The organism is Nostoc sp. GT001 (genome assembly GCF_030382115.1).
GTDB lineage: Bacteria > Cyanobacteriota > Cyanobacteriia > Cyanobacteriales > Nostocaceae > Nostoc.
Map to the genome: position 1 here is coordinate 5,795,737 of NZ_JAUDRJ010000003.1, position 26,044 is coordinate 5,821,780.

The window sequence follows — 26,044 nt, forward strand, 5'->3', positions numbered from 1 at the left end:
ATGAGTGAATCTGTCAAAAACTCGCCCGGACGACCTCGGAGTGTCCTATCACATCAAGCCATCCTCAAAGCGGCCTTGGATTTGTTAGCGGAAGTTGGATATGAACGCATGAGTATTGAAGCGATCGCAGCGCGTGCTGGGGTAGGAAAACCTACCATCTATAGGCGTTATAGTTCTAAAGAAGAACTCGTAGCAGATGCTATTGAAAGTTTAAGAGAAGAAATATCAATACCGGATACTGGTAGTCTTTGGAGTGATCTCGATCTCATCATTGAGAGTGCCGCCAGAACCACCCTAACTCCCTTGGGTTGTCAGATTAAAGCCTTGATCCTCAGCACCGCTTCGAGTAGTCCACAGTTTAGCCAGGTCTATTGGGCAAAATACCTACAACCGCGACGCCAAGCCTTCCGAGTCGTGATCGAGCGTGCAAAAACAAGAAACGAAATCCAGACTGACACAGACAGCGATTTAATCTTCGACTTGATGAGTGGGGCAATGCTCTACGCTCAAATCTTCCCTCCCACCTCTGAGTCTTGGGAGGCATATATTCGCCGTGCTTTGGAGCTTTTCGTGAAAAGCAATTTACCTACCTAATTTCCAATCCCCAGTCCCCTGTACCCTTTCCCCTTCATATAAGAGATTGCCGCTTGAGCCGCTTTTGAGCATACATTAATTCATCAGACCTAGCGATTAGTTGTTCTAGTGACATATTGCTCTCTGGAGAATAACGCTCTATGCCGATACTCATCGAAAGTTTATAACTACAGTTTTGCTGTTGATTAAAGTTGGCGATATTTGTTTGTAGACGCCCTTGGATACTATCAGCGTCCTTAAAGTAGCTAGAGATGAAAACAATGAACTCATCGCCACCCAAGCGGGCAACAATATCTGAGTTCCGAAAAGTTTGCTTAAGTAATCGACCAGCATCAATAATCAAGGCATCTCCCATGTCATGACCAAGGGTGTCGTTAATCTGTTTTAGCCCATCTAAATCAATGAACATCACCCAGCAAAACACTTTCATGCGCTGAGCAATTTTCAACTGCTGTGCAGCCATTAGGAAGAAAGCACGTCGGTTATGCAAACCTGTTAGTTCATCGGTCAGCAATAACTGTCTTCCTTCTATTTCTGCTTGTTTGCGGTTGCGAACTTCCTGAATGAGTTCTATTTGAGCGATCGCCTGACGACTTAAGCGGCGCAGTGCATCTAACTGCTGGTAAGTTAGGTGATGAGGAATGGTATCTAGAACACACAACGTCCCAATTGGAAGACCATCGGGCGTAAGTAGAGGAACACCAGCATAAAAACGAATTTTGGGATTGCCTTTGACTAAGGGATTGTTATTAAAGCGATCGTCTTTAATGGCGTTGGGAACCACTAATATATCTTCTGGTTGAAGAATGGCATGGGAGCAAAAAGACCCATCTCTGGGTGTTTCGCTATTTTTTAGTCCAACCTTAGATTTAAACCATTGGCGATCGCTATCAACTAAGCTAATTAAAGCAATTGGAGTCTTACAAATGTAGGCAGCAATAGCTGTTAGGTCATCAAAAGCTTGTTCGGGTAGGGTATCTAGAATATTGTAGTCCGCCAGGGCTTTGAGCCTTTCCGCTTCATTATCAGGTAGAGGAACAGCTTGAGTTTTCACCGATGAGTGTCTAAGCCTTAGCCAGGAAAGTTTGGGACACTGGAAATTTTGGAACAACCGCAGCATTACCTCTCCAGCAACAAGGCTGCCTGACATTAACATCTCTGCAACAAAAATCAACATTCGGTTGAATATACAGAAATATTTTATTACATGATGTGCTTCATGCCTTTGGTTTGCTCTGTTGTTCATGTCACCCTAACTTTCCCTGTGCAAATTCCCTAAGTATCTAGATACTTACAAGGTCTTTTGCCCAAAAGGAACTTAAAAAATATCAATATTCGCAAAAAATTATCAAAACTTATTATATTGTTAGAGTTCTTAATCATAAATTAATGTTTTTGATACCACTAATTTGTTTGTACGTATATAAGTTCCGAGGGTTAGAAACTGGTTAGGGGAACTTCTTCTCATAATTTGCTTGAGCGATCGCTTAACTTTGCAGCACAGCACAGTCTTATATCATGTCCGTATAATTAGTTATGATTCCCACAGTCGTTACACCCCACCCCCTCTCCCTTTCTGGGGCAGGTTTTTTTGATTAGACAAATTTTTGGGATTTTAAAACCAAAACCATTGTCTGAGAACTTAAAACTACGTTCAATAATTGAGAACATTCTCAACTATTTATCGAAAGCCTAAAAGCCTGCCCTTGAAAGGGAGGGGGTTGGGGGTGGGGTTATTTTATTATGGGTAATTTGACGGACATGATATTAGACCTTGAATTCACCAACGAGGTCTTGGTTTTATATCATGTCCACAGTAAAAAATGGGTGAGTTAAACTTGCCTAACCCACCCGATAAAACTAAACATTAGAGAAATTAACCATTAAAAACTCGACTGCGCCACTTATTCAATCGGGCTTCTCCAATTATGGCAGACCGTCGGGAATCAGCAATTTGCTCTTGCAAAGCTGCAATCTGTTTTTCTTGGGCGTCAGCTTGCTGTTGCAAAGATGTATATTCACCTGTGCTGGTGGGCGAACTAGAAGACTGCCAACTACTACTAAATTTTGTTGTGCCGATGCTGGCAAATGGTCTTAAGTCTGCTAATTGTTGTTGCAAAGTTGCAATCTGGCTTTCTTGCTCTTGAATCTTTTGCCGCAAGCTTTGTTCGGCTGCTGTAGGAGCTTGCAATAAAGGTATTAACTGGAGCAGCAGTTTCTGGCTTGGGCTTGAATATTTCAGCCAGCAATGCATTAATATCCGTGAGTTTCTGTCTACCGTAAGGAACGTTGGTAATTAGCGATCGCACCAGTTGAGGTTCATTATTATTTGCTAAGTTCTTATCACTGCTAGAGTTGCTCCGCAGCAATTGTAACATATTGGTAAATTCCAATATCTTTTTGCCCGTTTGAGTTTTATAACCCCGGTAATATGGCACTATGTTCTCACCAAAGGCATCTAGATACTCGTCGCTATCAAGATAAGAATCAATATCTGCCTCAAAACCCTCCTCATCTAGAATGTTGCTGTGATGTTTAGTTTCGGAGTAATCATCGGGAGCGCGGCCGAGTAGGTGCTTAAAGTTCAGTTCAATTGCCCGATAGCGGTAAACGTTATCAAAAAATCTAGAGCGATACAACTCTGATTTGGCAACTTGACGCACAAACTCACGCACATCGATTATGCCTTGCTTGAGTTGAGATTCTGGAACAATAAGCCGCTCACTTTCCATGATATAGGCATTACCCAACACTTGCCGATAAACTGCCCGAATGACAATTTCAATGTCATCAGCTGAAGCAGTAGTCCACAGTTCGATAGGTTCTGTTTGGGGAAATGCTTGATATTGGCGTCGTCTGGTTTCTTCGTCTAAGAAGGTCTGCATAGTTGGGTTAGTGTGGGTAAGAGTGACTAATTTTGGAAACTAAGAATAAAATTTCTGTAGGGGAACCAGTGGGTTGGACGGGTTCCCCGGCTTGTTCACGCAGGGTCTCCGACAGGAGAAGTAACTGGCGTTGTGTTAGACGCATATTTCAAGATGATTTGTCACAAAAAAAATATAAATTAAAGCGCTAACGCACCGCTATATAACTGCATTTATTGTCTCATATGTCCTGCCCTGGTATAAAATGCGGGAGGACGAAGTTATACCCCGCCGCTTCGTGTCCACCACCAGCAGGACAATAGCCCTTGCTTGGATATCCGTTGAAGAACATCGCTTGACATTTGTAACAGTATCGCCACTCTGCTTGAGCGCTCGGTGTTGGAGGAACATCATGGGGGAGGACGAAGTTATACCCTGCTGCCTCGTGTCCACCACCAGCAGGACAATAGCCCTTGCTCAGGTATCCGTCGAAGAACATTACTTGACATTTTTGACAGTATCGCCAATCTCTTTGAGCGTTAGGTGTTGGAGGAACGTCATGGGGGAGGACGAAGTTATACCCCGCTGCCTCGTGTCCACCAGCAGCAGCAGGACAATAGCCCTTGCTCAGATATCCGTTGAAGAACATTGCTTGACATTTCTGACAGTATCGCCACTCTGTTTGCCCCGATAAAGTAGTGGATGCCAAAACAGAAGCGAGATTACTACCGAGTAGAGTCGTACACGCTGTTCCACCAAGGAAGCCGCCACCCGCCTTCAAAAGCTGACGTCGAGAAAGATCGTTAGACACAAAGATACCTCCATATTTACAGTCATAAAACCAGAAAGCCGAATAGCAAAAAGCAAATTCAAGACTTAATTTGGAATTTGAGCGTAGACCAGTAGGACAGTAACTAGTGTTAGTGACGTTAGGAGCATTACCTGAAGGGCGTTGTGTTAAGGGGATATTTGAGATGATTTGTTACAAAAAATATAAATCAAAGCACCTAACACACCCAATACGGTTTGGTTAAGGGGGAAATGGTAAAAGGAAAAGGGTAAATTCAAACATAGACCTCTTTACCCCTTACCCTTTTCCCAAACCACAAGGAAGGTTAAGAATGCTTATCCCAACCGTATTGCTAAGACACCTCTCGATAACATGGTGCGTTAGGCTAAAGTCATAACACACCCTACTTTAACGTGAGTTCGACAAGTCTTATTTGACCTCTCCCCCAACCCCTCTCCGTCACGGAGAGGGGAGCAAAAAGCTGAATTTTTCGTTGGTTGCTCCTCCCTTTCCGTTTAGGAGAGGGAGGCTGGGAGGGAGAGGTTCATCGAACTCACGTTACTTTAGATTTACTAATTACTGGTTATTGATATTAACTTATCAACTTTTTGGGATTTTTTTAGTTACATTTTCTAACAAACTTAGACGGCTAACTATTAATAACTAACAGCTAATCACGATCGGAAATTAGCAATTAGACATTAACAATTAGCCGTCAACCCCCTTGGGGAGTATTTAAAATTCAAAACTTAATTTTGAATTCAAGTATAAACACCTGTCAGAAGAATTTCTACAAGATAGTAACTTTCAAGCACGCTCATCAAATCTAGTGTAGAAACCACCGTATTTTATCCAGTATTGTTTCAAAGTATGATGAGGTGTATGTAAACTAGCTTTTGCCTGATATAAAATAACTTGGCGATGATCTCCCATCCAAATTTTATTAATGGGGTCAACGGATATTACTGTCCCTCCTAAAGAAGCAACGCATTCAGAGAATCTCTCAATCGTTGTATATTCTAATGTCTCGAATATAAAAAAATTACCCGAACAAATCAAATGGCGGCTGCGAATCCAGCAGCGCATCTTTTTTTCAGCCAGTGGAGGCAACATTTTGGTTTTAACAGATTCAAGCTGAATCAACATAATGCGCTCACCACAGGTAATTCATCAGCAAAACTTTGCCGTTTGTCAAATTGTAATGGGCCAGCGGTAGATCCCCATATTTGCTTGTGGGTTTCAATATCCATACCTTTATCTAGACTTATCCAAGTACGCTCGGTTATTTCTACTTCGCTGACAAGATATGTCTGGCATCCGTTGCGTTGAATCAGACATTGATTGCCCGGTTCCACACTGCCTCGAAACATTTCACCTTCTCGTTGGAAAACCATTGAACAGTGATAACGCCGTTCGATACTTTCTGGGGTGATGGTTTTGAGGATATCTAATTCACGAGCCGCACCTGCATAAAGCATAGGATCTTTCAAGCTGTAATTTTCGATATAAATGCGATCGCCCCAATCTACTACTCGATGTACTCCTTGACGATAGGGTGTCCATAAATCGTGGTCATAAGCTTGTTCAGAATAAAAACCGATACCAGAAAAAAATTCCAATGGTAAAGGACGAAAATAAATGTGAATGTGGGCGTAAAGTTGCGGATTTGCAAAAGATTGCTTGTAGTTGCTAAAATCTCCTGCCATCCAACAGGCTAAGGTGAGCAAATCGCTAGCGTTGGTGCTAGATTCGCTGGGCGCTATCGTCACGTCGCTTCGCTCCAAATTCAAAATTCACGCATTACAATCCCCCTAAATAAATTTAGGAGCCTGTATCCTTTTATGTTTTAACCTGATATTGCTAACTTTTTGCACTTGACAAAGAGCGAATTTCTGAAGAAAAGGAAGCTGTTGTCACGCCTTTACCATCACTGGTTTTAATCGTCGCTACCCGAAATCGGAGATTTGGGTTAGCAAACCAAATTCTTTCCTCAGCAGCAGCGAGTTCATACTCTGTTAGCAGGGTAAAAATACCATCGTCACTCAGATGATATTTAGCCACTGCTGGAATTGTTTCAGCGTACCCCTTGTCCCGCAGGAGTTTGCCTCTAGAAGGATTTTCGACATCGGGAATTGGTACTAGTACAGTACTGCCAGAAATTGGTTTATCGTCCCAGTCTGACTCACCTTCCCAAGTCATCCGAAAGGGATGAGTGATACTGGCGGGTTCAGTGTCATACAATTGACAGATTGCCACGACTGCTGGATCGGTGGTGGATAGAGACTCAATTTCAATGTTAGATAATACCTCTTCAAAGTGGGCAAATGCTAAATGATGAGCGCTACGCTGCGATCGCCATCGTCCAATTGAAAGTTCAAAAAATTCAGTAATTTCCATTAGAAAAGTGATCTTAAAAAAGTAGCTTAAAATCCAAGAAAAATCTTGGTTAAAGAGTTATTCTCCTAGTCTATATGTTAGCCTCCTTGACTACAACCGCATTTAGGAGTTAGGAGTAGAGACGCGATTAATCGCGTCTCTACAAGAGTTAGAGGTTAGAAAGTTTTCTTTTATCCCCTTGTCCCCATTCCCCAATCCTCACTCCCTTACTTAGACAAATCTAAGCAACTTCGGTGATACTGATAATTTTGCCGCCTGTCCGATGAATGTTTTGCACTTGTCCAGATAGTTGGTTGTAGTTAACTACATATTCCAGGTTGCCCAGACGAGTACGGAGATTACCTGCACCTTTAACAGCTTTAATCAAGAAGCGTTTGTCGGTGCTGTTGACACTAGAACCAGCTGCGGGAGCTTTGATGGATGTGGGTAAATTAGAACCAATATCGCCGATTAGTTTGGCTTTGCGATCGCTATCACTGCTAGCGAATCCTCTGACTAAACTAAAGGTGCGGTTAAAGGTAACATTCTTAATTCCGATTTGGGAGCTTGTGCTGCGAACATAAGGAACGATATTCTCGCCAAAATTTTGCTGATATTCGTTGCTATCGATATAAGAGTCGATCTCAGCATCATAGCCCTGTTCGTTGTAGATGCGGACGTGTTCGGAAATTTCTGCTTGATCAGCAGGAGGACGCCCTAGCAGGTGTTTGAAGTTCAGTTCAATGAACCGATACTGGGAAGAAGAGTTGAAAAACAGGGATTGATAAAGTTCTGATTTGGCAACGGTGTTGACGAATTCGCGGACGCTGATTTTGCGATCGCGCAATTGCGATTCAGCAGTGGCTAGTCGCTCACTTTCCAACAAGTGAGCATTACCCAAAACCTGTTTGTAAACTGCCCGAATCAGTGTTTGTAATTCACTTTCGCTGGTGTTCGGACGCAGCTCAACAGTAGGTGAATCAATAGCCCAAAGTGACATTGAAGTATCTCCTGAAAACGCTAATTAAATTAAATTTCCGATCATCCTACCCGTTGTATAGGTAGAATTTTCCATCAGTTGTCAGTTATTTTTGCTACTGACTAGCTTTTGTAAAACTTTAGTTTGTGAAAGTGGGTTAAATATTTTCGGATTTGACAACTGACAGCAGCGATCGCTTTAGCTAACTTTTGATCGATCAGGATTTACGCAAACTACAGCCGAAAAGAATAATTTTTAGGTCAGGGTAATGTATGTAGGCGCATTGCCGAAGCGTCTAACAGAGAAGCAAACTTCCCGCATATTGCCTCTGAAGTGCCTGTAGTTTTGCGTAAATCCCAGAACGAGCGACACTGGGCATTGAAAGATTAGAGACTGAGTACAGCGGAATTATTTCCCAATCCCTAATCTCTAAATCCCCAATTTCTATTCTTTAGTTGACAGGGGTAATACTGGCGATCGTACCGCCCTGCTTGTGAATCCGCTGATACTCTTGTGAAAGCTTATTGTATGGGACGAAAAAGACTTGGTTACTGCGGCGAAATTTGGAAATGTTATTTACCACATTTGCCTTGTAGCCAGTGACTTCAATCCGGTAGACCTTTCCATCATCACCAGAACCCACACCCTGACGAGTGCGAGGAGTAGATGTTGGGTTGCGGAATGTAGCGCCCTTGCTGGCTGGTGAAATTACAGGAGTAGGTGTGCTTTGAATTAGCAAACTGTTTAATTTTGGTTGTTTGCCAGCTAAGTCACCTTTCAGGCTGCTGCTAGAGGAACCACGTACCAGTTGAAACAAGTGGGTAAACTGAACCAAACTCTTGATAGCTTCGGTTTTGTAGCCCCGAATATAAGGGACAATGTTTTCCCCAAAAGTTTCTTGGTATTCGTCGCTGTCTAGATAAGAATCAATCTCACCTTCAAAGCCCTTTGTATCTAGAATAGTGCTGTGTGTACGCGTTTCTTCTAGATCCAATGGCGCACGACCAAGGAAATGTCTGAAATTTAATTCAATCGCCCGATAACGAGGGGCGCTATCAAAAAACCGCGAACGGTAAAGTTCCGACTTCCCGACTTGACGCACAAACCCGCGAACGCTAATTTCACCCCGTTTGAGTTGAGATTCAGCAACGGAAAGCCGCTCACTCTCCATTACATAAGCGTTGCCTAGAACTTGCTTGTAGACACTTCTAATTACGGTTTCAACATCCTCATTAGAGCGATTTGGCCACAGATCAATGGGATCGGTGTCTTCAAATAGAGCGACCCCTAATCGTGATGCTGGTCCAAAAGTCATTCAAACTATCTCCCAGTTAACAACTAAATTTTATGAGAAGGATATTCAGCAGATGTTAAAAAACTTTACATCATAGTGACAAAGTAGGGGACATAGAGACTTTAAATCCTTATTAGTCGTGATGATTTTAAGTTTTTGCATCGTTTGCCTTTACACATTGTGATACGATGCCGAAACCATATTTATTAAAATTTGTTAAGTTAAATAATACTTTAGAGAAAATTCAGCTTTTTTTAGTATTTGATTTGCAATTGGGATGCAAGTGATGGTATTATCCCATTCCCTTGAGCCAGAGTATTAATAATGCTGATTCACCCAAGTTTATCTCAATAAGTGGGCATGAATAAATTCAACTATACTACGCAATGTAAAATTAATTAAGATTGTCTTTTAGCAGGAGCTTCAGCCCTGAATAGCAACCTTTAATTATTCATACCCACTTAACTTATCGAATTTGGAAAGTAGCCAATTGGCTGATTAAATGGTCAAAATAGGGAGCAAGAATTTGCTGCCGATCGGCTTGGCAGCGTTTCAAACTAGCAGCCTTGATGCTTTTTAAGCCTAAAACCATTGCATCCAACGGAACTTGTAATTCCTGATAGAGCAAGTTCATATAATGCAGTCCTGTGGTATTTGTATACTCAGTGTGGCCACCTGCTATGCCATAAGTAATACAGCGGAGAAAATGCCAAAAATCTCGCCAGCAAGCTTGGGCACGTTCAGGTGGATAAAGACCGCCTCCAGGCTGGATAATTTCGGGATAAGTCGCCAAAACTTGTTCTCTAGATTCATCAACGATTTCGGCTGCGCGATCGCGTAACAATTGAGCAACAGGAATCAACTCAGAATTATCGGGTGACAAGGTTTTAATCTGCAATAAATCTTCATCGCTCAGGTAGCGAAAAGCATCATCCGCAGCTTGAAATATGGCGATCGCTGCTTGTGGATGGGAATGTTCCCACTCAGCAAAGCTGACAATTCTAGCTTTGGCTATTAATTCTTTAACGGTTTCGCTTAATTGAGTCATTGATTTATGGGATAGGGCATGGGGCATTGGGGTGGGGGAGCGGGGGAGCGGGGGAGAGTTCTTCTACAAGTTCTTTCCCCTCTGCCTCTTGTATCCCAATGCCCTTAGATTCAATCTTCTTAGAATGCGATCGCCATTTGGTGACATCTGTAAAATAAAGTAAAGAATAGCTGTACCAAATGCACTTATGGAAATCCATAAAATCCAAGCAGAACTAAAGAACCCAGATTTTCACTATCGTTTGAAGGCGATCGCTGCCCTCAATGATTATGAATCAGAAGTTGCAGTTCCTCTGCTCACCAGTAAACTTCATGACTCAGAATTTTTGGTGCGTTCTTTTGTGGCCAGGGGTTTGGGTAATCAACAATCAGCGGAATCTTTTGCAGCTTTGATGCAAATTATGAAATTTGATGATACTCCCAACGTGCGGGCGGAGGCGGCAAATTCTTTATCGCTATTTGGCAGAGTCGCAGTTTCTCATCTAGTTTTGGCATATTATCAGGATGACCACTGGCTAGTTAGACGGAGTATTTTGGCTGCGATCGCTGAAATGGATTGCCCTGAAGAACTATTTGATATCTGCATTCAGGGTTTAAAAGATGAAGATTTCACTGTTCGGGAATCTTCTGTTGATGCACTTGGCTTACTGGCTAATTCTAACCAACGTGCTGCGGCATTATCCCAAATACTAAAGTTGGTAAATGATGAATCTTGGCGGATGCGCGTGCGAGTTAGCTATGCTCTCAAACGATATGATGAGCCGGAAGCCAAAGCAGCCCTGAACCAACTTAGACAGGATAAAGATCACCGAGTTGTTGGAGCTGCTTTAGAAGACCTGTTGCCACAATAGCGGCCTGGGTTTGTCCGCAATGCAATATTGTGAAAAAACTTATTAAATAAGTAGTAAATATTTTATTTTACCTTAAATTTGACCAAAATATCCGGTTACTCTGCCAAAATCTGGAAGAAAAGATCAACTTTTTCTATATGAGGAGGCATTTGTGACTGATATACAAGCTGGTCAAATGACTTGGCGACTACCAGGTTCCTCAGAATGTGCCTTACATTTGCGGCATAATGCTTCGGAACCTTGGCGATCGTATAAAGAATTTCCACAATATGTTCTACCCGATCCGCCCGGTTTTTCCGAAGGATACGCGACATTTTTAGCACTCCTGAAAAAGAACTGGCAGCCGTTGTAAACTCGCTACAGAAAAACTGATCAAACAATTTTGGATTTTGGGTCGCACCTTGATTTAGTAGGCTTCCAGCGCAACTTGGATTTTGAATTTATTTCGCTCACAAGGAGCGCGGCTTGCATCTAAAATCTAAAATTGGCACGGTCAAGCACTCAAACTTTCACGAGTTGTTGTGCGGGTATAGGCGTTCCAAACGTCGAGTTCTGAATGTGGACGACTGGAAAGCATCGCTTTAGTTGCTTCTGTGAGTCCTTGAGCAAGAGTAAAATCTGCCCCAGCGATACTTAGAAGATGCTCCATCTCTGCATCACTGAGATCGGTTGCTCGCAGGTCTGTATCCCGCAAATCGGCTCCAGTCAATCGAGCATTTCGTAAGCAAGCCCCTGTCAAATAAGCTTTTGTCAAATCAGCACCACTCAGAGAAGCACCTTGCAAATTGGCTCCTGTCAAGTCAGCGCCACTCAGGTAGGCTCCACGCAGATTAGCACCTTGTAAATCTGCATTTCGTAAAGAAGCTGTATTCAGAAAAGCACCATTGAGATTAGCACCTGGCCCTACCGCTCCCGAAGCTTTGTAGTTATATTCTTCAGGCCATTTCGTTTGTGAATCATAACGCGCTACTTGGAGTTTAGCTCCCTCCAAATTTGCACCACTGAGATTTGCTTGTTGGAGATCAGCACGGTTTAAATAGGCTCCCTGCAAATTAGCCCCACTCAAATCGGCTCCTCGCAGATTAGCGCCTCGCAAATCTGCTCCACTCAAATCGATATTACTTAATACCACCTCACTGAGATCGGCTCCCAATAGCTTGGCTTTACTCAAGTTAGCTTGTCGGAAATCGACTTCCTTTAGATTAAATTGGTACAACTCTACCGAATCTACAGGGATTCCGGCTTTGAGGGCTGTTAAAATTTCTGGAGTTGGACTGGGGCGAACGCTTGTAATAAGTTGAATTTCACTATTTGTCATCAAGCTGATTAAAATATCACTTTTGGAGTTATTCTACACTTTAGTTAAATCGGGACTTCATCTCATCACTAGTATTAATAACGCCAAAATTTGATCAAACGAGGTTTCAAAACAGATGCATATAATACCGCCTTTGACAATGATCGACTTCTTCCGTAAAAGTGAGGGTACATGGTTTACGGAACGCGCCGTTCATCATTTTGACTCGGCGGCGGATGAGTCGGGGGAGTCAAATTTGATTATAAAAGTCATGGGAAATGACGATCCGAAAGTCCAAGAAGTTTGTAAAGCTCAAGGAATAGATCCTAGTAAAGCAACAGGCGGTGCTAGCTTTGCATGGCAAGCTAACCTAGATACCAGGCTACCGAATACCGATAATGCTGCGATTTTGGTTGATGTTCCCGACGAAACGAGGCGTTCTGGAAAACTGATTCGCAACCAAGGCTATGTTGAGAGCATTCCAGTTGTGAGCCGATATCAGTTTGCTGATGATGGAGTGCTGACGATTGATACTGACTACGACAATAATCAAGGTCAGGAACGTTGTTGGTTTGTGACGGATGATTTTCGTGTCAGAGTCAGTACAGTACGAATGATGAACGGAATCAACTTGATGACTTATTGTTCCGAGCGTCGCTGTGTTTCCCAAGAAGTCTTGGAGCAAATGATCGGTCGCAATCATGCTAGGCGTTAGAGGGGAGTGGGGGAGGCAGGGGGAGCAGGGGAAAAGGTTAAAGGGAAAAGGGAAAAGGAATAAATTTAATCTTTCNCCCTTTTCCCCTTACCCCTTTCCCTTTCCCCATTCCCAATGCCCAATGCCCCATGCCCCATTAAGGAATGTTGCTTTGTTTCTCATAAATGAGACGTGCGCGATCGCCATAACTTATTTTCATGCAAGGGTTAACAAATCATGCTCCATGTATAAGCCTTTCCTGGAATTTTTAGAAAAAGAGCTATTTCAGCGGTTTGATTTACAAAGTAGGGTTATTCCCCCTGGTTTGGAATTCAAAGTTAGCGATCGCGGCAGAAACCCAGCAACTATTCGCAGTTGGTGTCACCAATGTCAAGAGTTGCGGAAAATTCGTTATACCTACATTGATGCTGGGGAAAGCGCTCAAATTTTTAACAGCGTGATTTATCCCAGTCATCACTACGATTTACCTCTGTTAGGGATTGATTTTTTATCCTTTGGGAAAGTCAAAAACCTGATTGTGCTTGATTTTCAGCCTTTATTTCAGGATGAAGACTATCAAAAAAAATATATATTTCCGCTAAAATCTCTCCACGATAAATACCCGGATTTGGCGCAAAACTTAGAAATGAAGTTTTACGATGCCAACCAGTATTTTTCTAAATACCTATTGTTTGCCAAAACCGACCCGGAAACAGTGGCAACACGAGTCTTTGAAGCTTTTCAGGATTATTTAAACTTGTATTGGCAAATGTTAGCAGATGCCAAACCGCTCCCAGACCCTGAAGATATCCAGCGGATTGTCAAAGCCCAAAAAGACTATGACCAATATAGTGCAGACCGCGATCCCGCATCTGGTTTGTTTAGCAGTTACTTTGGTCATGAATGGGCAGAGCGCTTTCTCCATGAATTCTTATTTGAAGATGCTGTTCCCCTAGCAGTTGGTGCTAGGCAAAAGATGAGGGCAGAAGGCAGGAGGCAGATCGCTTTTAGCGTCTCCCCTTCTCCCAAAGGGAGAGGCTAGCGCCAAGGGAGAAGGCAGGAGGCAGTGTTTCGACTACGCTCAACAACCAGGTAGAAGTTCTTTAATTATTAATTTTGAATTTTGAATTCGGAGCGAAGCGACGTGACACTTTATCAGCCATTTCTAGATTATGCGATCGCCTATATGCGATCGCGTTTGGATTTACAGCCCTATCCTATCCCCACTGGGTTTGAGTCCAAAAGTGCTGTTGTGGGCAAGGGCAAAAATCAGGAAGAGGTTGTCACTACCAGTTATGCCTTTCAAACTTCAAAATTGCGGCAAATTCGGGCAGCTCACGTACAGGGTGGCAATTCGCTGCAAGTACTGAATTTTGTAATTTTTCCGCGCCTCAACTACGATTTACCCTTTTTTGGCGCAGATTTGGTGACATTGCCAGGAGGACATCTAATTGCTTTGGATATGCAGCCCCTATTTCGAGATGATCTAGCATACCAAGCGAAATATACTGAACCAATTCTGCCGATTTTCCACACTCATCAACAACATCTGTCTTGGGGAGGGGATTTTCCCGAAGAAGCACAGCCTTTTTTCTCTCCCGCTTTTCTGTGGACTCGCCCTCAAGAAACGGCTGTAGTAGAGACTAAGGTGTTTGCCGCTTTCAAAGACTATTTGAAAGCTTATCTCGATTTCGTAGAGCAGGCAGAAGCTGTAACAAATTCCCAAAATTTAGTAGCCATTGAGCAAGCCCAACTGCGATACCTGCGATATCGGGCTGAAAAAGACCCAGCGCGAGGGATGTTTAAACGCTTCTATGGTGCGGAATGGACTGAAGAGTATATCCACGGATTTTTATTTGACCTAGAGAGAAAATTAACAGCTATTAACTAAAGGCCCTTTGACTGCAATCAGTGCTGAGTACCTCCTTACTGAAGACTCATCCAAGTCACGTTAAACTAGGAAAACAATCTAAGTTATACCAATTCAAAAAATGTTTGCGACACGATCGCTAACCCATACCTTTCCCGATGTCTTGGGAAGGATGCGGAAGAGGTCTTATCTGTAATGTATTGTATTCTTTTTTCAAATTGGTATTAGCTGTACTTAAACTAGTTTGTCTTCATAATGGTTTTCACCTTTCCCAATCCCGCTTCTGTTGATCTATCTCGCATCCGACTTTCGATCCGCTCATTGCAACCGCAATTAGTAGAGTGGCGGCGGCGATTGCATCAACAACCAGAGTTGGGTTTTCAAGAAAAACTGACTGCTGAGTTTGTATCACAAAAGCTGCAAGAATGGGGAATTGAGCATCAAACTGGCATTGCCCACACTGGCATTGTTGCCACCATCAAAGGTAAAGGGGAAGTTTCAGAAACAATCCAAAATCCAAAAGTTTTAGCGATTCGCGCGGATATGGATGCTTTGCCAATCCAAGAACTCAACGAAGTGCCGTACAAATCGCAGCATAATGGAGTGATGCACGCTTGTGGACATGATGGACATACAGCGATCGCTTTAGGTACAGCTTATTATCTCCAGCAACATCGCCAAGACTTCTCTGGTGTTGTAAAAATTATCTTTCAGCCAGCGGAAGAATCACCAGGAGGCGCAAAGCCGATGATTGAAGCTGGAGTTTTGAAAAATCCTGATGTTGAAGCGATTATTGGTTTGCACTTGTGGAATAATTTGCCTTTAGGAACAGTGGGTGTACGCGCTGGCGCATTGATGGCAGCTGTGGAATGCTTTAACTGCACAATTTTGGGTAAAGGTGGACATGGCGCACTACCCCATCAAACTGTTGACTCCGTTGTTGTTGCTGCCCAAATCGTCAATGCTTTGCAAACTATTGTCGCTCGGAATGTTAATCCCATTGATTCAGCAGTTGTGACAGTGGGAGAACTTCATGCTGGAACCAAACGCAATGTAATTGCTGATACAGCGAGAATGAGTGCTACCGTCAGGTATTTTAATCCTAGTTTGAAAGGCTTTTTTAAGCAGCGTGTCGAGCAGATTATTGCTGGAATTTGTCAGAGTCATGGTGCAAATTATGACTTAGAATATTGGTCACTTTATCCACCAGTAATTAATGATATTAAAATAGCAGAATTAGTACGATCTGTCGCAGAAGAAGTGGTAGAAACTCCTGTGGGTATTGTGCCAGAATGCCAAACTATGGCTGCTGAAGATATGTCATTTTTCTTAGAAGAGGTTCCTGGCTGTTATTTCTTTCTGGGTTCTGCTAATCCCGCGAAAGATTTAGCATATCCTCATCATCATCCCCGGTTTGATTTTGACGAAACCGCCTTGGCAATGGGTGTGGAAATATTTGTTAGATGCGTGGAAAAGTACTTTGTTTCATGTCATTAGTCATTAGTCCGTTGTAGTCACAAATGACAAAGGACAAATGACTAAAGACGACCATAACAAAATTTTTCACAATCTCATTTAGGATTGCTATATCTCTAATTCGTCACTATCGGTTTCTGTTTATTGCTAACTTCTAAAGGCAGGAAAATCGTCATCACTTCCCCATAGTGTGGACGCTGACGCACAATTAGTTTGCCACCGATCGCCTGAAACAAATGCTTGGTTGCAGCGATATTCAAACTAATCGTACCTGTTTCTGGTTGAAACATCAGCAGTTGGCCTAGAGCCTTGCGAATTGGTGGTGTTGCAGGTATGGCGGCTTTATTTGAATCTTTGCACCGGAATTGCGGCGATAATTGTAACTTCAGTTGATCTCCAGCTGGGATAACTTGTACTTGAATATGGCTGCCAGCGGGTAAGCTGCGAGTAAAATTTTCCATCAAACCAGTGAGAACCTGATCCAACATGGTGGGATTGCTTACCACTGTCGGTAATTGCTGAGGTAAAATAACATTTAAAGTTAAATTCCGCCGATGCGCTGCTTGTTCCCAACGGGGAATGCTCTGCTGCAACACTTGATCTAAAGACATCGGCGTGAGTTGAGTTTTTGACGATTTTGCTGAGGCAGTAGTTTCTAGTTCTGCGGCCTTAAACAGCAATTCCATACGGTCAATTTGCTCGGTACACTCGTGATCGATAATTTTTAAGCGATTGATCGCACTAGCATCTAAGTCTCGCCGCTTCAACAGCAGACGAGTCATGGTGCGAATAGTTGTTAAAGGTGTGCGGACTTCGTGAGCGAAGGCTTGGAGCAATTCTACATCAGGATTTGGGGAAGGTGGGGCCCCCTCTGGGGATAAGGGGTAATGGACATTGGGCATTGAGCATTGAGGATTGGGGAAAACTCTTCTCCCCTGCTCCCCTGCTCCTCTGCTCCCTCGGTTACTGAGCGCAGTCGTTGGCGTAGCCTCTCGTAGAGAAGTATGCTCCCCTACTTCTTCCCCAGTCCCTAGTAAAGAATCTCTAGTCTCTTCTGGTTCTGTTAATTCTTGAAGCAATAACTGACTAAAGTGAATCATCATGCGGTAGTCTGGTGCTACCGGAGAATACTGTTCTACTAATGCGTCCAAGCGCGCGAAAAATTCTGGATTAGCCAGCATTACCCGTGCCCCTAGCGATCGCCAAGCCTGCTGCACTATCTCTGGCTCAAAAGAAAATGAAAAAGTTTTTTTACCGTTTTTGTGGGTTGCTAAAACCAGCACTAATCTAAATTTATCTGTAAAAACTAAGCAAAACTGTTCTGCACCCAGAGGATCGGCAGGTAGTAACGGAAGTACCGAATCATGGGGAGCAATGTCTTCATTTACAGATGCGTTGGCGTAGTCTGCCGCAGGTATCGCACCTGGCATCTGAAATGGCATCAGCGCCAAAGGGTTAAATGGTTTTGCTGTAAAAGTTACTGTTTGTAAACTTTGAGTCAATTTTGGTTGACTAAACAAGGGTGCTGGTGCGGCTAAAACTAATCCTTGGGTTGTGTCAACTGAAGGGTCTGCTAAAGTATTTAATAGCAAATGTTCTGTCGCTGCGAGGCTGATACGCCACTGCTGCTCTGCTTTAGCAGGTGAACATTCTGCCACACTTGATTGATTTTGGGCCAAGATTTCGCTCAGGCTTGGCAATATCCATTGGTACACAGGCTTTCACCCCTTAATTCAAGAGCGACTAACAGCGTCTAGGTTAGACATTTCACTACTATCTAAGAGGTTATAGCTATTTGTGTACTGGTGACAGTGGTAGAACCGAACAATTCAGGGGCAATTCCCCTCTAACTGCGATGTCTACGGTGTCACTGAGCGTAGCCGTTCGCGCAGCGTCTCGTAGAGAAGTGCGGGCTACGCTTACGCACTGAATAGCTGAAAAATATTGGCACTGACTTTTACCGATAGGCGTGGCGATCGCCGACTGATAATTGTGCTGGTTTCCCTACTCGAATTGGGATTGTAATTACAAACTCTGCACCTTGTCCCGGTGATGAAATACATTGCAAAGATCCACCATGCTTGTCAGTAATTATCTGGTAACTTATTGATAGACCCATGCCAGTCCCCTTCCCAACTGCTTTCGTGGTGAAAAAAGGGTCAATACTTGTGTAGCGATTGAACATGCTCTTGCAGATGGGCTAGCATCTGATCTTGCGATCGTATTTCGTGCTGACTACTGTGCTAATTCAGTTTTAGGGAGTTTGCCCTTTTCCTAAAATTCCCACTTAGGGATCTGCGGGTTAATAGTGTCGAAACTCAGTTTATTGGTACTTTATTTTCACGCAAGTCCCTTATCAGCCTGAAAGCTACAGAGTCAACAACCATTAGCCAAATCTTTAATCGACGTTCGCGGACTCACTCTAAACTTACTCCTCCAAAGAAGCAAGCTACGCGTAGCGTCTTGTAGAGAAGCCATGCGGTTGGCGTTCGTGTTAGCGTCTTTGACAGAAAAAGGAGAAGAGAAAGCTTTACGCTGCGCTATCGAGCGTCACAGCCTGGCGTAGACATCGTATTTTTTAGGTAGATTAGCAATAGACTATCTCAAGGGCACTTTATGACTTCTTTTGATTCAGCTAAAGATTTGGTACTAGTTGCTGGTGCTACAGGTGGAGTCGGGCAATTAGTGGTAGGCAAGTTACTCGAAAAGGGTTTAAAAGTTCGCGTTCTGACACGCAATGCTGCAAAAGCTGAAGAGATGTTTAACCAAAAAGTGGAAATTGCCGTTGGCGATATCCGCCAACCAGCTACACTACCAGCTGCAATGCTAGGTGTTACCCACATCATAAATTGTGCTGGAACTACTGCCTTTCCCTCTGCGCGATGGGAGTTTGACGAAACCCCGAACTTGATTGAATGGGGAATTATTTTCCTTAATCCCAAATCTAGTGAAGCAAAAGCAAAGAATAGTCCGACAAAAATTGATGCTCAAGGTGTCAGCAATCTAGTAGCAGCAGCACCCCAGAATTTGAAGCGATTCGTTTTCGTCTCTTCTTGTGGAATTCTCCGTAAAAATCAGTTTCCTTTTAGTATTCTTAATGGTTTTGGCGTGTTGGATGCCAAACAAAAAGGCGAAGAGTCCATTATTAATTCAGGATTACCCTACACCATTATCCGCCCAGGACGCCTCATTGACGGCCCCTATACCTCATACGACCTCAACACCCTCCTTAAGGCAAAAACTGGGGGTAAATACGGTGTAGTCATAGGCATTGGGGATACACTTTCGGGTGATGCCAGCCGGATTGATGTCGCCAACGCTTGCGTAGAATGCCTTTTTCAACCAAGTAGTTCTAGGAAAATTTTTGAAATAGTCAACCAAGGACAAAGACCACCTGTGATTGACTGGGAAACTCTCTTTTCTGGGATTGAGTAAGTACTGAGTGCTGAGTTATTATTCTCTCCCCATACCCCATGCCCAATCCCGAATCCTCACTGCTTCTGTAGTTTATTGCCTCAAAAGACGGCAAACACCACTCGGACGTTACGGTTCACCCTAATTACTGAAAGTATTAATTCTTCTACATTAGACAGAGTGAAGACAAATTAATCCATGAACCAACTAAAAACACAATTTAGTTAGTTTAACCGTCCCAAGCAAGGTTCGGGAAACCACCCTTCATGGACTGGCTACCACTAAGCTTCAGTATATATATCAGCATAGTCTGGAGTTTTAACCCCAGGAAAGCCAAAACAAAGGTNGTTCATGCTGAACTGGCTGATTTCTTGCCCTGTTGGTTCAANAATTTAGTGCTTTATATTCTCATTCATTCATTTGTAGTTATACGGAGCCAGCACCTAAAATGGCAAAAGTAGTTGGAATTGACTTAGGAACAACGAACTCCTGCGTGGCAGTGATGGAAGGTGGTAAACCCACAGTAATTGCTAATGCTGAAGGTTTTCGGACAACGCCATCAGTAGTCGCATTTGCGAAAAATGGCGACAACTTGGTTGGCCAAATCGCCAAACGCCAAGCGGTGATGAACCCCGAAAATACGTTTTACTCAGTCAAACGCTTTATCGGTCGCCGCTACGATGAAGTTAGTAACGAAGCTACGGAAGTTTCTTACAAAGTTCTCAGCAGCAACGGCAATGTCAAATTAGATTGTCCAATCGCTGGTAAACCGTTTGCTCCTGAAGAAATTTCTGCAAAAGTTCTTCGCAAACTAGTTGAAGATGCCAGCAAATACTTGGGTGAAACTGTAACCCAAGCTGTAATCACCGTTCCCGCATACTTCAACGATTCCCAGCGACAAGCAACAAAAGACGCTGGGAAAATTGCCGGGATTGAAGTTCTGCGGATTATCAACGAGCCTACCGCTGCTTCTCTGGCTTATGGATTTGACAAGAAGAGTAACGAAACCATCCTAGTATTTGACCTTGGTGGTGGTACTTTCGACGTATCCGTGCTGGAAGTAGGAGACGGAGTTTTTGAAGTACTAGCCACATCTGGTGATACCCACCTTGGTGGTGACGACTTTGACAAAAAAATAGTTGATTTCTTAGCTGAGAAGTTCAAGAAAGCCGAAGGTATTGACCTGCGGAAAGACAAGCAAGCTTTACAACGTCTGACTGAAGCCGCAGAAAAAGCCAAAATTGAGCTTTCTAGCGTTACCCAAGCAGAAATTAACCTACCATTTATCACCGCTACCCAGGACGGGCCTAAGCACCTGGATACAACCCTGACTCGCGCTCAATTTGAAGAACTTTGCTCTGACTTAATCGACCGTTGTCGTATTCCTGTGGAAAACGCCCTCCGGGATGCCAAGTTAACCAAAGGCGATATTGACGAAGTGGTGTTAGTTGGTGGTTCTACGCGGATTCCCGCAGTTCACCAGATTGTGAAGCAGGTATTGGGTAAAGACCCCAACCAAAGCGTTAACCCTGATGAAGTTGTAGCAGTTGGTGCTGCCATTCAAGCCGGCGTACTGGCTGGTGATGTAACTGGCATCTTGTTGTTAGACGTGACACCTCTATCTTTGGGTGTGGAAACATTGGGCGGCGTGATGACCAAAATTATCCCCCGCAACACCACAATTCCCACCAAGAAATCGGAAGTCTTCTCCACCGCTGTGGATGGACAAACCAACGTAGAAATTCACGTTCTGCAAGGTGAACGCGAATTCTCTAACGATAACAAGAGCTTGGGAACCTTCCGCCTCGATGGTATTCCTCCTGCACCACGTGGCGTCCCTCAAATTGAAGTGGTCTTCGATATTGATGCTAATGGTATCCTTAATGTCACCGCTAAGGACAAAGGAACTGGTAAAGAACAGTCCATCAGCATAACCGGCGCTTCCACCCTGGATAAAAATGATGTTGACCGGATGGTAAGAGAAGCTGAACAGAACGCTTCATCTGATAAAGAGCGGCGTGAAAAGATTGAACGCAAGAACCAAGCCGATTCTTTGGCATACCAAGCTGAAAAGCAGTTACAAGAATTGGGCGATAAAGTTCCCGATGCTGACAAGACTAAAGTCGAAGCTTTAGTGAAGGAAGTGCGGGAAGCAGTTGCTCAAGAAGACGATGAGCAAATCAAGAAGCTCACCCCAGAATTGCAACAAGCGTTATTCGCTGTGGGTAGCAACATCTATCAACAAGCGGGTGCTAGTGCTAGTGCTGGTTCCGGTGCAGGTGCTACATCTGGTGGTGAACCTCAAGATAGTAGTTCCTCTAGCTCTAGTAACGGCGACGATGTGATTGACGCTGATTTTACAGAGAGCAAATAATTTTTCTACTTCTTTTGGGAAAATTCTTTTGTTCGACCTAATATTACCCACTCAGGTAAATGCCTGGGTGGGGATTTTTTGTTAGTATATACTCTAGTTGCAAACTAGTGATCGCACTCCAGAAATAGGTTAAAAATAATAGTCTTTTAAAGGTGTTTTATTTTACTCAAAAGCTGACACCTCAAGCTTTCATTTTTGTTTTTAGATGTCATCACAGAGAGAGCGATCGCTCTTTACTTTTGGGTTATTCTTCAGATAATTATACGCCGCATTGCAACCGCGCTTCAGAAGTTCATTGAGGTCAAAATCCCAAACTAAAATTTTGCCATCACCAATAGCTGCAATACTCTTACCATCTGGGCTGAAACTCACATCATAGCTACCAAAGCGTTGGAAGTTAGTGAGCAAAGTGCCATCAATGTTCCACAGTTTCACTGTTTTATTGCTAGCTGAGGCAATAACCTGACTGTCTGGACTAAAACTGATGCTGTTTACAGAATCGGCATCGTATACTCTTACAGGTCTTGTACCATCTAATGACCAAATTATCACGGTGTTGTTTTTACTACCAGATGCAATCATCTTGCCATTAGGGCTGAAACTTACACTGTTAACTCCACTTCCATACTGATCAAAATTTTTAATTATTGTGCCATTAAGTTGCCAAAGTTTCACAGTTTTGTCATCACTGGCAGAGGCAATCAGTTTACCATCTGGACTAAAAGTGACGCTGTTGACGCTTTTACTATGTCCTTTGAAGGTTTCAAGTAGAGAGCCATCAAGTTGCCAAATCTTCACTGTCTTATCCTGACTAGCTGAGGCAATCCGTTTGCCATCCGGGCTGAAGCTAATGCTATTGACACTACCTTGATGTCCTTTAAAAGTAGAGATTTCTTTACCATGTATACTCCACAGTTTAACGGTTTTATCGTCACTGCCTGAAGCTATTTTTTGATTATCAGGACTGAAACTAACGCTGTTTATTCTCTTGTCATGCGCTTTGAAGGTTTGAAGGTTTTTACCATCTCGACTCCAGATTTTTAGCAACCCATTTGCATCACCAGAAATTAGCATTTTACCATTGGGACTAAAACTAAAACATCTGATAAAATGGGTGGTATACTCATCTAAACTATTGCGATTTTTGAAACCATAAACTGCATCCTGTAATGCCGTTAAAACTTTTATCCTGGTTTCTGATTGGACTCCAACTGACCAAAAATCTTGCAGTTTTTTCCCTGCTTTTAAACTTTGGATCAGCGCGTCTATATCTTGATTTGACTTCAGCAGCAATTGGGATTCAGTACTTATAGCAATAAGTTCAGCATTGTTTTGATTGATCAGCAAAATTATCGCCAATCCTGCGGTTACGATTCTCAATATTGTTCGCTGAAGTATTCCCTTACGTGTTTTTATAAGTTTTTGGTTGAGAACCTGAGAAAGCTCTGCTTCCGTTAGTTGTCGTTGCTCTTTTTCTTTCTCCAGTTCAGCAATTAATCGGGCTGATTGTTGCTGACGAACAAACGGCAATAAATAATCATGTACTAGTTGATAATGATTATCAGGGGAGGCTGGCACTCTCAGCACTAACCCCGATCTTACTAATATTTCTAAAACTAAATCTAGTGTTTGCGCCTTAACATTTAACTCTAGTTCTAAATCAGCACGAGTTTTTAAAGGTCGTGTATTGTTTTCATCTGTGAGTAAATATAATACCAATTTGGCTATTTGCTCATTCTCAGAGCCACAGTCTTCGACGATTTCTTTTAAAAATCGCCAAACAAATTTTTCTTTAGGGCCGTGTTGCCGATACTGCTCTAGTTTGGTAATTTTTTCGGTTTGGATTTGTGCTCCAACCACTTGTAACTCAATTGGGCGAACTTCCCCTAAGTCTCTAGATAAATCATTTACTAATTCATCAATTAATGAGTTCTCTAAAATCAACTGCGTTTTTTTAGTTAATGTTTGAATAATTTTTTTGGCGTCTACTGGGGAGAAATTGTTTAAATAGTAGAGATGATGTTTATCTAAGATGTTGTTGTCAATTACCTCAATATTTACAAGACGATTACACTCCAAAAGGTAGTGTAAATAATCTTCCCGCAATGCCAAGATTACTTTGACATACATGATATTAAGGCATTCACGTAAAAATTCATAAAACTTTTGTCTGTCTTTTGGATCTTTGTAAACAAAGAAAAATTCTTCAAATTGGTCAAATATTAAAACTGTGAGGAGGTTGTCATTATCATGATTGCGTAATTTATTTAAAATAGATTTTGTGAAATTTATATCTGTTTTTGCACTATTTATAGAGTAATGGTGTTTAATTTCTTGAATGCCATTTTGTAACTGTGTGTATAATTCTTCAGTCCAATCTGTATAAACTTGTTGCAACACAGGTAAGACATCACGCGTACCAATCGATTTTTGTTTTAATGCTGGGATTAAACCTGCCTGCAAAATTGAACTTTTTCCAACGCCTGATTGTCCATAAATTACTGTTAGTTTATGGTCAGGGCGACTGATCCGTTCGATCAGGTGATTAATATCTTGTTGTCTTCCAGAATCAGCAATTTCTGTAGCTACTTTTACTTTTTGTTCAACAACAGGTAAATCCGGGGTATTCACCTGTTGTTGTGGTTGTAATCTACCTGTACCGATAAAAGCCACGAAACCATATTGCTGTTTAATGGAGCGTTGGTCTTGTTTAATATTAAATGCTTTGAGATATTGACGTTCTTTAAAATAGCTATTGTGTAGCTCTGTTAATAGGCAAATATAAAGCTCTGGATTATACTGAACTTGAGTTTTTGCTCTTGCTATTTCTAAAGTTTGCAATGCTGCTTGTGGTTGATTGAGCGCAGATTGCGATCGCGCTAATGCAAATAAATACCAACCCCGATGGGATGAATTTTCCCACTCTAAATCTGCCTTGATCTCTTCAAAGACGGGATTTAATGTATTGAGTTGAACACTATCGAGTATAAAAAGTGCTTGGTTTGCCGCTTTCTGTGCCTCAGTCCAGGCTAATTTGGCGATCGCTACTTCAGCCAGAAAGCCATAAGCTCTGGCTGTTTTAAACTGATTGGGATATATTTTATGCAGTGCCAATGCTTTGTTAGCAACAGTCTCCAACTCTTGCCAAGACTGGAGACTTTGAAGTACAGATCCCAAGACGTTAATAAATTTGGCGACTAAATCTTTGCGGTTAGCTTGCTCAAATAACTCAATACATTGTTGAAAATAATCTTTAGCAATACTAAAAGCACTTTCCTGTTCCGATTGATGGAACATAGCATATGTACGCCACCACAATCCCAGAGAGTAAAGTAAACAAGCTCGTCGCTCTAAAATCCGCAAAGATGGGGAGTCTTGATTGAAAAGTGCCAAACTCCGCTCGTAATGCTGCCGAGACTGTTCCATTGAATCGGAATTAGCCCGACCTAGCATAAATTCTAAACTTGCTTCTAGCTCTGGGTTGAGGCTCAAACGACCATTTTGCAAATCATACCATGCTGACTCCAATTCAACGCGGCGTAAGGAACCACTTTGTAAATTGAGCGCGGTGTTGTCAAGATATTTTCTTGTCCGAGCGGCTAAAACTTGTTCAAAGACTTCATCAGCAGTTTGCTGGATAAATTTAATTAAATCATCGGTAGCGATCGCAAATTCAACTGTTGTCGCCCAACTCTGCAAATCTGTTGCTAATCGCATCAGCTTATAGAGTACCTCATCGGTGATCCACAATACCAAAGGAAAGGGAAAATTTTTTCTCAACTCCTCCCTGACTGGGTTAGCAGCAATTAGCAAATCTTCCAGTTCCCTGACCGACTCTAATCCTAATACTATCAACGCCTGGGGATGCTCTTCACCTAGTATGCATCTGATATCTGTGTAAAATGTCTTCACAGACTGATCCAGAACTATTTCCCGAATTTCCTGTGAACATGATATACGCAGATGTTTCACCAAGAGTTTTTGCAAGCTAGGTGAATTACAAAGTGCTAAAATCAAGGAAAATTCTCCTTGAGAAGTAGCGATCGCCCAGATTAATTCCTGTAAAGAATTTTTGTTGAACTTCAGTACATCTTCTGAGTGATGTAGGTTGACCATAACTAAAA

General features: G+C 42.6%; 22 protein-coding genes and 1 pseudogene. 9 read left to right on the forward strand and 14 right to left on the reverse strand.

Going from position 1 to position 26,044, the window contains the following annotated elements:
- Positions 1–594 carry a TetR/AcrR family transcriptional regulator gene (locus QUD05_RS27340; protein ID WP_289798816.1) on the forward strand — a complete coding sequence of 198 codons (594 nt, stop codon included), beginning with the start codon at positions 1–3 and terminating at the stop codon, positions 592–594.
- A 34-nt stretch (positions 595–628) separates the two neighbouring features.
- Here the strand turns inward: QUD05_RS27340 and QUD05_RS27345 are convergent, their stop codons facing one another.
- The 10 genes from QUD05_RS27345 to QUD05_RS27390 form a co-directional block, all read right to left on the reverse strand.
- Positions 629–1,840: a sensor domain-containing diguanylate cyclase gene (locus QUD05_RS27345; protein ID WP_289798817.1), complete on the reverse strand. Its 1,212-nt coding sequence runs from the start codon at positions 1,838–1,840 to the stop codon at positions 629–631.
- Positions 1,841–2,470: 630 nt separating this feature from the next.
- Positions 2,471–2,713 carry a hypothetical protein gene (locus QUD05_RS27350; RefSeq protein ID WP_289798818.1) on the reverse strand — a complete coding sequence of 81 codons (243 nt, stop codon included), beginning with the start codon at positions 2,711–2,713 and terminating at the stop codon, positions 2,471–2,473.
- Positions 2,655–3,479, reverse strand: coding sequence for a phycobilisome rod-core linker polypeptide (locus tag QUD05_RS27355; RefSeq protein ID WP_289798819.1), 825 nt, complete (start codon positions 3,477–3,479; stop codon positions 2,655–2,657). Before QUD05_RS27355 ends, QUD05_RS27350 begins: the two co-directional genes overlap by 59 nt.
- A 220-nt stretch (positions 3,480–3,699) precedes the next feature.
- Positions 3,700–4,269 carry a hypothetical protein gene (locus QUD05_RS27360; RefSeq protein ID WP_289798820.1) on the reverse strand — a complete coding sequence of 190 codons (570 nt, stop codon included), beginning with the start codon at positions 4,267–4,269 and terminating at the stop codon, positions 3,700–3,702.
- Positions 4,270–5,055: 786 nt separating this feature from the next.
- Positions 5,056–5,394 carry a CpeR family transcriptional regulator gene (locus QUD05_RS27365; protein ID WP_289798821.1) on the reverse strand — a complete coding sequence of 113 codons (339 nt, stop codon included), beginning with the start codon at positions 5,392–5,394 and terminating at the stop codon, positions 5,056–5,058.
- The gene (locus QUD05_RS27370; RefSeq protein ID WP_289798822.1) at positions 5,388–6,017 is read right to left on the reverse strand and encodes a chromophore lyase CpcT/CpeT; all 630 of its coding nucleotides are present in this window, start codon (positions 6,015–6,017) and stop codon (positions 5,388–5,390) included. Before QUD05_RS27370 ends, QUD05_RS27365 begins: the two co-directional genes overlap by 7 nt.
- 91 nt (positions 6,018–6,108) lie before the next feature.
- Complete coding sequence (locus QUD05_RS27375; protein WP_289798823.1) at positions 6,109–6,645, reverse strand: phycobiliprotein lyase; 537 nt, start codon at positions 6,643–6,645, stop codon at positions 6,109–6,111.
- A gap of 220 nt (positions 6,646–6,865) precedes the next feature.
- A complete protein-coding gene (locus tag QUD05_RS27380) occupies positions 6,866–7,624 on the reverse strand; it encodes a phycobilisome rod-core linker polypeptide (protein WP_289798824.1) in 759 nt (252 codons plus the stop codon).
- Positions 7,625–8,054: 430 nt separating this feature from the next.
- On the reverse strand, positions 8,055–8,918 hold the full coding sequence (locus QUD05_RS27385) for a phycobilisome linker polypeptide (protein WP_289798825.1): 864 nt from the start codon (positions 8,916–8,918) through the stop codon (positions 8,055–8,057).
- A gap of 445 nt (positions 8,919–9,363) precedes the next feature.
- Complete coding sequence (locus tag QUD05_RS27390; protein ID WP_289798826.1) at positions 9,364–9,945, reverse strand: bilin-binding protein; 582 nt, start codon at positions 9,943–9,945, stop codon at positions 9,364–9,366.
- Positions 9,946–10,132: 187 nt separating this feature from the next.
- Between QUD05_RS27390 and QUD05_RS27395 the strand changes: the two genes are divergently transcribed.
- Together QUD05_RS27395 and QUD05_RS27400 are read left to right on the forward strand one after the other, a co-directional pair.
- Complete coding sequence (locus QUD05_RS27395) at positions 10,133–10,795, forward strand: HEAT repeat domain-containing protein (RefSeq protein WP_289798827.1); 663 nt, start codon at positions 10,133–10,135, stop codon at positions 10,793–10,795.
- Between the two features lie 151 nt (positions 10,796–10,946).
- Positions 10,947–11,147: a hypothetical protein gene (locus tag QUD05_RS27400; protein ID WP_289798828.1), complete on the forward strand. Its 201-nt coding sequence runs from the start codon at positions 10,947–10,949 to the stop codon at positions 11,145–11,147.
- A 141-nt stretch (positions 11,148–11,288) separates the two neighbouring features.
- Here QUD05_RS27400 and QUD05_RS27405 read toward each other — a convergent pair whose 3' ends face one another.
- Positions 11,289–12,113 carry a pentapeptide repeat-containing protein gene (locus tag QUD05_RS27405; RefSeq protein ID WP_289798829.1) on the reverse strand — a complete coding sequence of 275 codons (825 nt, stop codon included), beginning with the start codon at positions 12,111–12,113 and terminating at the stop codon, positions 11,289–11,291.
- A 115-nt stretch (positions 12,114–12,228) separates the two neighbouring features.
- Here QUD05_RS27405 and QUD05_RS27410 point away from each other — a divergent pair, with 115 nt between their 5' ends.
- From QUD05_RS27410 to QUD05_RS27425, 4 genes are all read left to right on the forward strand, one after another.
- Positions 12,229–12,807: a phycobiliprotein lyase gene (locus tag QUD05_RS27410; RefSeq protein ID WP_289798830.1), complete on the forward strand. Its 579-nt coding sequence runs from the start codon at positions 12,229–12,231 to the stop codon at positions 12,805–12,807.
- 223 nt (positions 12,808–13,030) lie between these two features.
- Positions 13,031–13,828, forward strand: coding sequence for a 15,16-dihydrobiliverdin:ferredoxin oxidoreductase (locus QUD05_RS27415; protein WP_289798831.1), 798 nt, complete (start codon positions 13,031–13,033; stop codon positions 13,826–13,828).
- A gap of 81 nt (positions 13,829–13,909) precedes the next feature.
- A complete protein-coding gene (locus tag QUD05_RS27420) occupies positions 13,910–14,677 on the forward strand; it encodes a phycoerythrobilin:ferredoxin oxidoreductase (RefSeq protein WP_289798832.1) in 768 nt (255 codons plus the stop codon).
- Positions 14,678–14,911: 234 nt separating this feature from the next.
- The gene (locus QUD05_RS27425) at positions 14,912–16,153 is read left to right on the forward strand and encodes a M20 family metallopeptidase (RefSeq protein ID WP_289798833.1); all 1,242 of its coding nucleotides are present in this window, start codon (positions 14,912–14,914) and stop codon (positions 16,151–16,153) included.
- A 95-nt stretch (positions 16,154–16,248) separates the two neighbouring features.
- Here QUD05_RS27425 and QUD05_RS27430 read toward each other — a convergent pair whose 3' ends face one another.
- Both QUD05_RS27430 and QUD05_RS27435 read right to left on the reverse strand, forming a co-directional pair.
- The gene (locus QUD05_RS27430; RefSeq protein ID WP_289798834.1) at positions 16,249–17,847 is read right to left on the reverse strand and encodes a sensor histidine kinase; all 1,599 of its coding nucleotides are present in this window, start codon (positions 17,845–17,847) and stop codon (positions 16,249–16,251) included.
- Positions 17,848–18,089: 242 nt separating this feature from the next.
- Positions 18,090–18,293 (reverse strand): annotated as a pseudogene (locus tag QUD05_RS27435) (ATP-binding protein); the annotation flags it as partial.
- Between the two features lie 455 nt (positions 18,294–18,748).
- Here QUD05_RS27435 and QUD05_RS27440 point away from each other — a divergent pair.
- A complete protein-coding gene (locus QUD05_RS27440; protein ID WP_289798836.1) occupies positions 18,749–19,567 on the forward strand; it encodes an SDR family oxidoreductase in 819 nt (272 codons plus the stop codon).
- A 427-nt stretch (positions 19,568–19,994) separates the two neighbouring features.
- Entirely contained in the window at positions 19,995–21,920 is a 1,926-nt protein-coding gene (gene dnaK / locus QUD05_RS27445) for a molecular chaperone DnaK (protein ID WP_289798837.1), read from the forward strand.
- A 201-nt stretch (positions 21,921–22,121) separates the two neighbouring features.
- Here dnaK and QUD05_RS27450 read toward each other — a convergent pair whose 3' ends face one another.
- Entirely contained in the window at positions 22,122–26,036 is a 3,915-nt protein-coding gene (locus QUD05_RS27450) for an nSTAND1 domain-containing NTPase (RefSeq protein WP_289798838.1), read from the reverse strand.
- Positions 26,037–26,044 lie beyond the last annotated feature (8 nt).

Bases quoted from the DNA above. Each gene is read 5' to 3' on its own strand.
- QUD05_RS27340 (WP_289798816.1), top strand. From the start codon at position 1: ATGAGTGAATCTGTCAAAAACTCGCCCGGACGACCTCGGAGTGTCCTA.
- QUD05_RS27345 (WP_289798817.1), bottom strand. From the start codon at position 1,840: ATGAACAACAGAGCAAACCAAAGGCATGAAGCACATCATGTAATAAAA.
- QUD05_RS27355 (WP_289798819.1), bottom strand. From the start codon at position 3,479: ATGCAGACCTTCTTAGACGAAGAAACCAGACGACGCCAATATCAAGCA.
- QUD05_RS27365 (WP_289798821.1), bottom strand. From the start codon at position 5,394: ATGTTGATTCAGCTTGAATCTGTTAAAACCAAAATGTTGCCTCCACTG.
- QUD05_RS27375 (WP_289798823.1), bottom strand. From the start codon at position 6,645: ATGGAAATTACTGAATTTTTTGAACTTTCAATTGGACGATGGCGATCG.
- QUD05_RS27380 (WP_289798824.1), bottom strand. From the start codon at position 7,624: ATGTCACTTTGGGCTATTGATTCACCTACTGTTGAGCTGCGTCCGAAC.
- QUD05_RS27385 (WP_289798825.1), bottom strand. From the start codon at position 8,918: ATGACTTTTGGACCAGCATCACGATTAGGGGTCGCTCTATTTGAAGAC.
- QUD05_RS27390 (WP_289798826.1), bottom strand. From the start codon at position 9,945: ATGACTCAATTAAGCGAAACCGTTAAAGAATTAATAGCCAAAGCTAGA.
- QUD05_RS27395 (WP_289798827.1), top strand. From the start codon at position 10,133: ATGGAAATCCATAAAATCCAAGCAGAACTAAAGAACCCAGATTTTCAC.
- QUD05_RS27405 (WP_289798829.1), bottom strand. From the start codon at position 12,113: ATGACAAATAGTGAAATTCAACTTATTACAAGCGTTCGCCCCAGTCCA.
- QUD05_RS27410 (WP_289798830.1), top strand. From the start codon at position 12,229: ATGCATATAATACCGCCTTTGACAATGATCGACTTCTTCCGTAAAAGT.
- QUD05_RS27415 (WP_289798831.1), top strand. From the start codon at position 13,031: ATGTATAAGCCTTTCCTGGAATTTTTAGAAAAAGAGCTATTTCAGCGG.
- QUD05_RS27425 (WP_289798833.1), top strand. From the start codon at position 14,912: ATGGTTTTCACCTTTCCCAATCCCGCTTCTGTTGATCTATCTCGCATC.
- QUD05_RS27440 (WP_289798836.1), top strand. From the start codon at position 18,749: ATGACTTCTTTTGATTCAGCTAAAGATTTGGTACTAGTTGCTGGTGCT.
- dnaK (WP_289798837.1), top strand. From the start codon at position 19,995: ATGGCAAAAGTAGTTGGAATTGACTTAGGAACAACGAACTCCTGCGTG.
- QUD05_RS27450 (WP_289798838.1), bottom strand. From the start codon at position 26,036: ATGGTCAACCTACATCACTCAGAAGATGTACTGAAGTTCAACAAAAAT.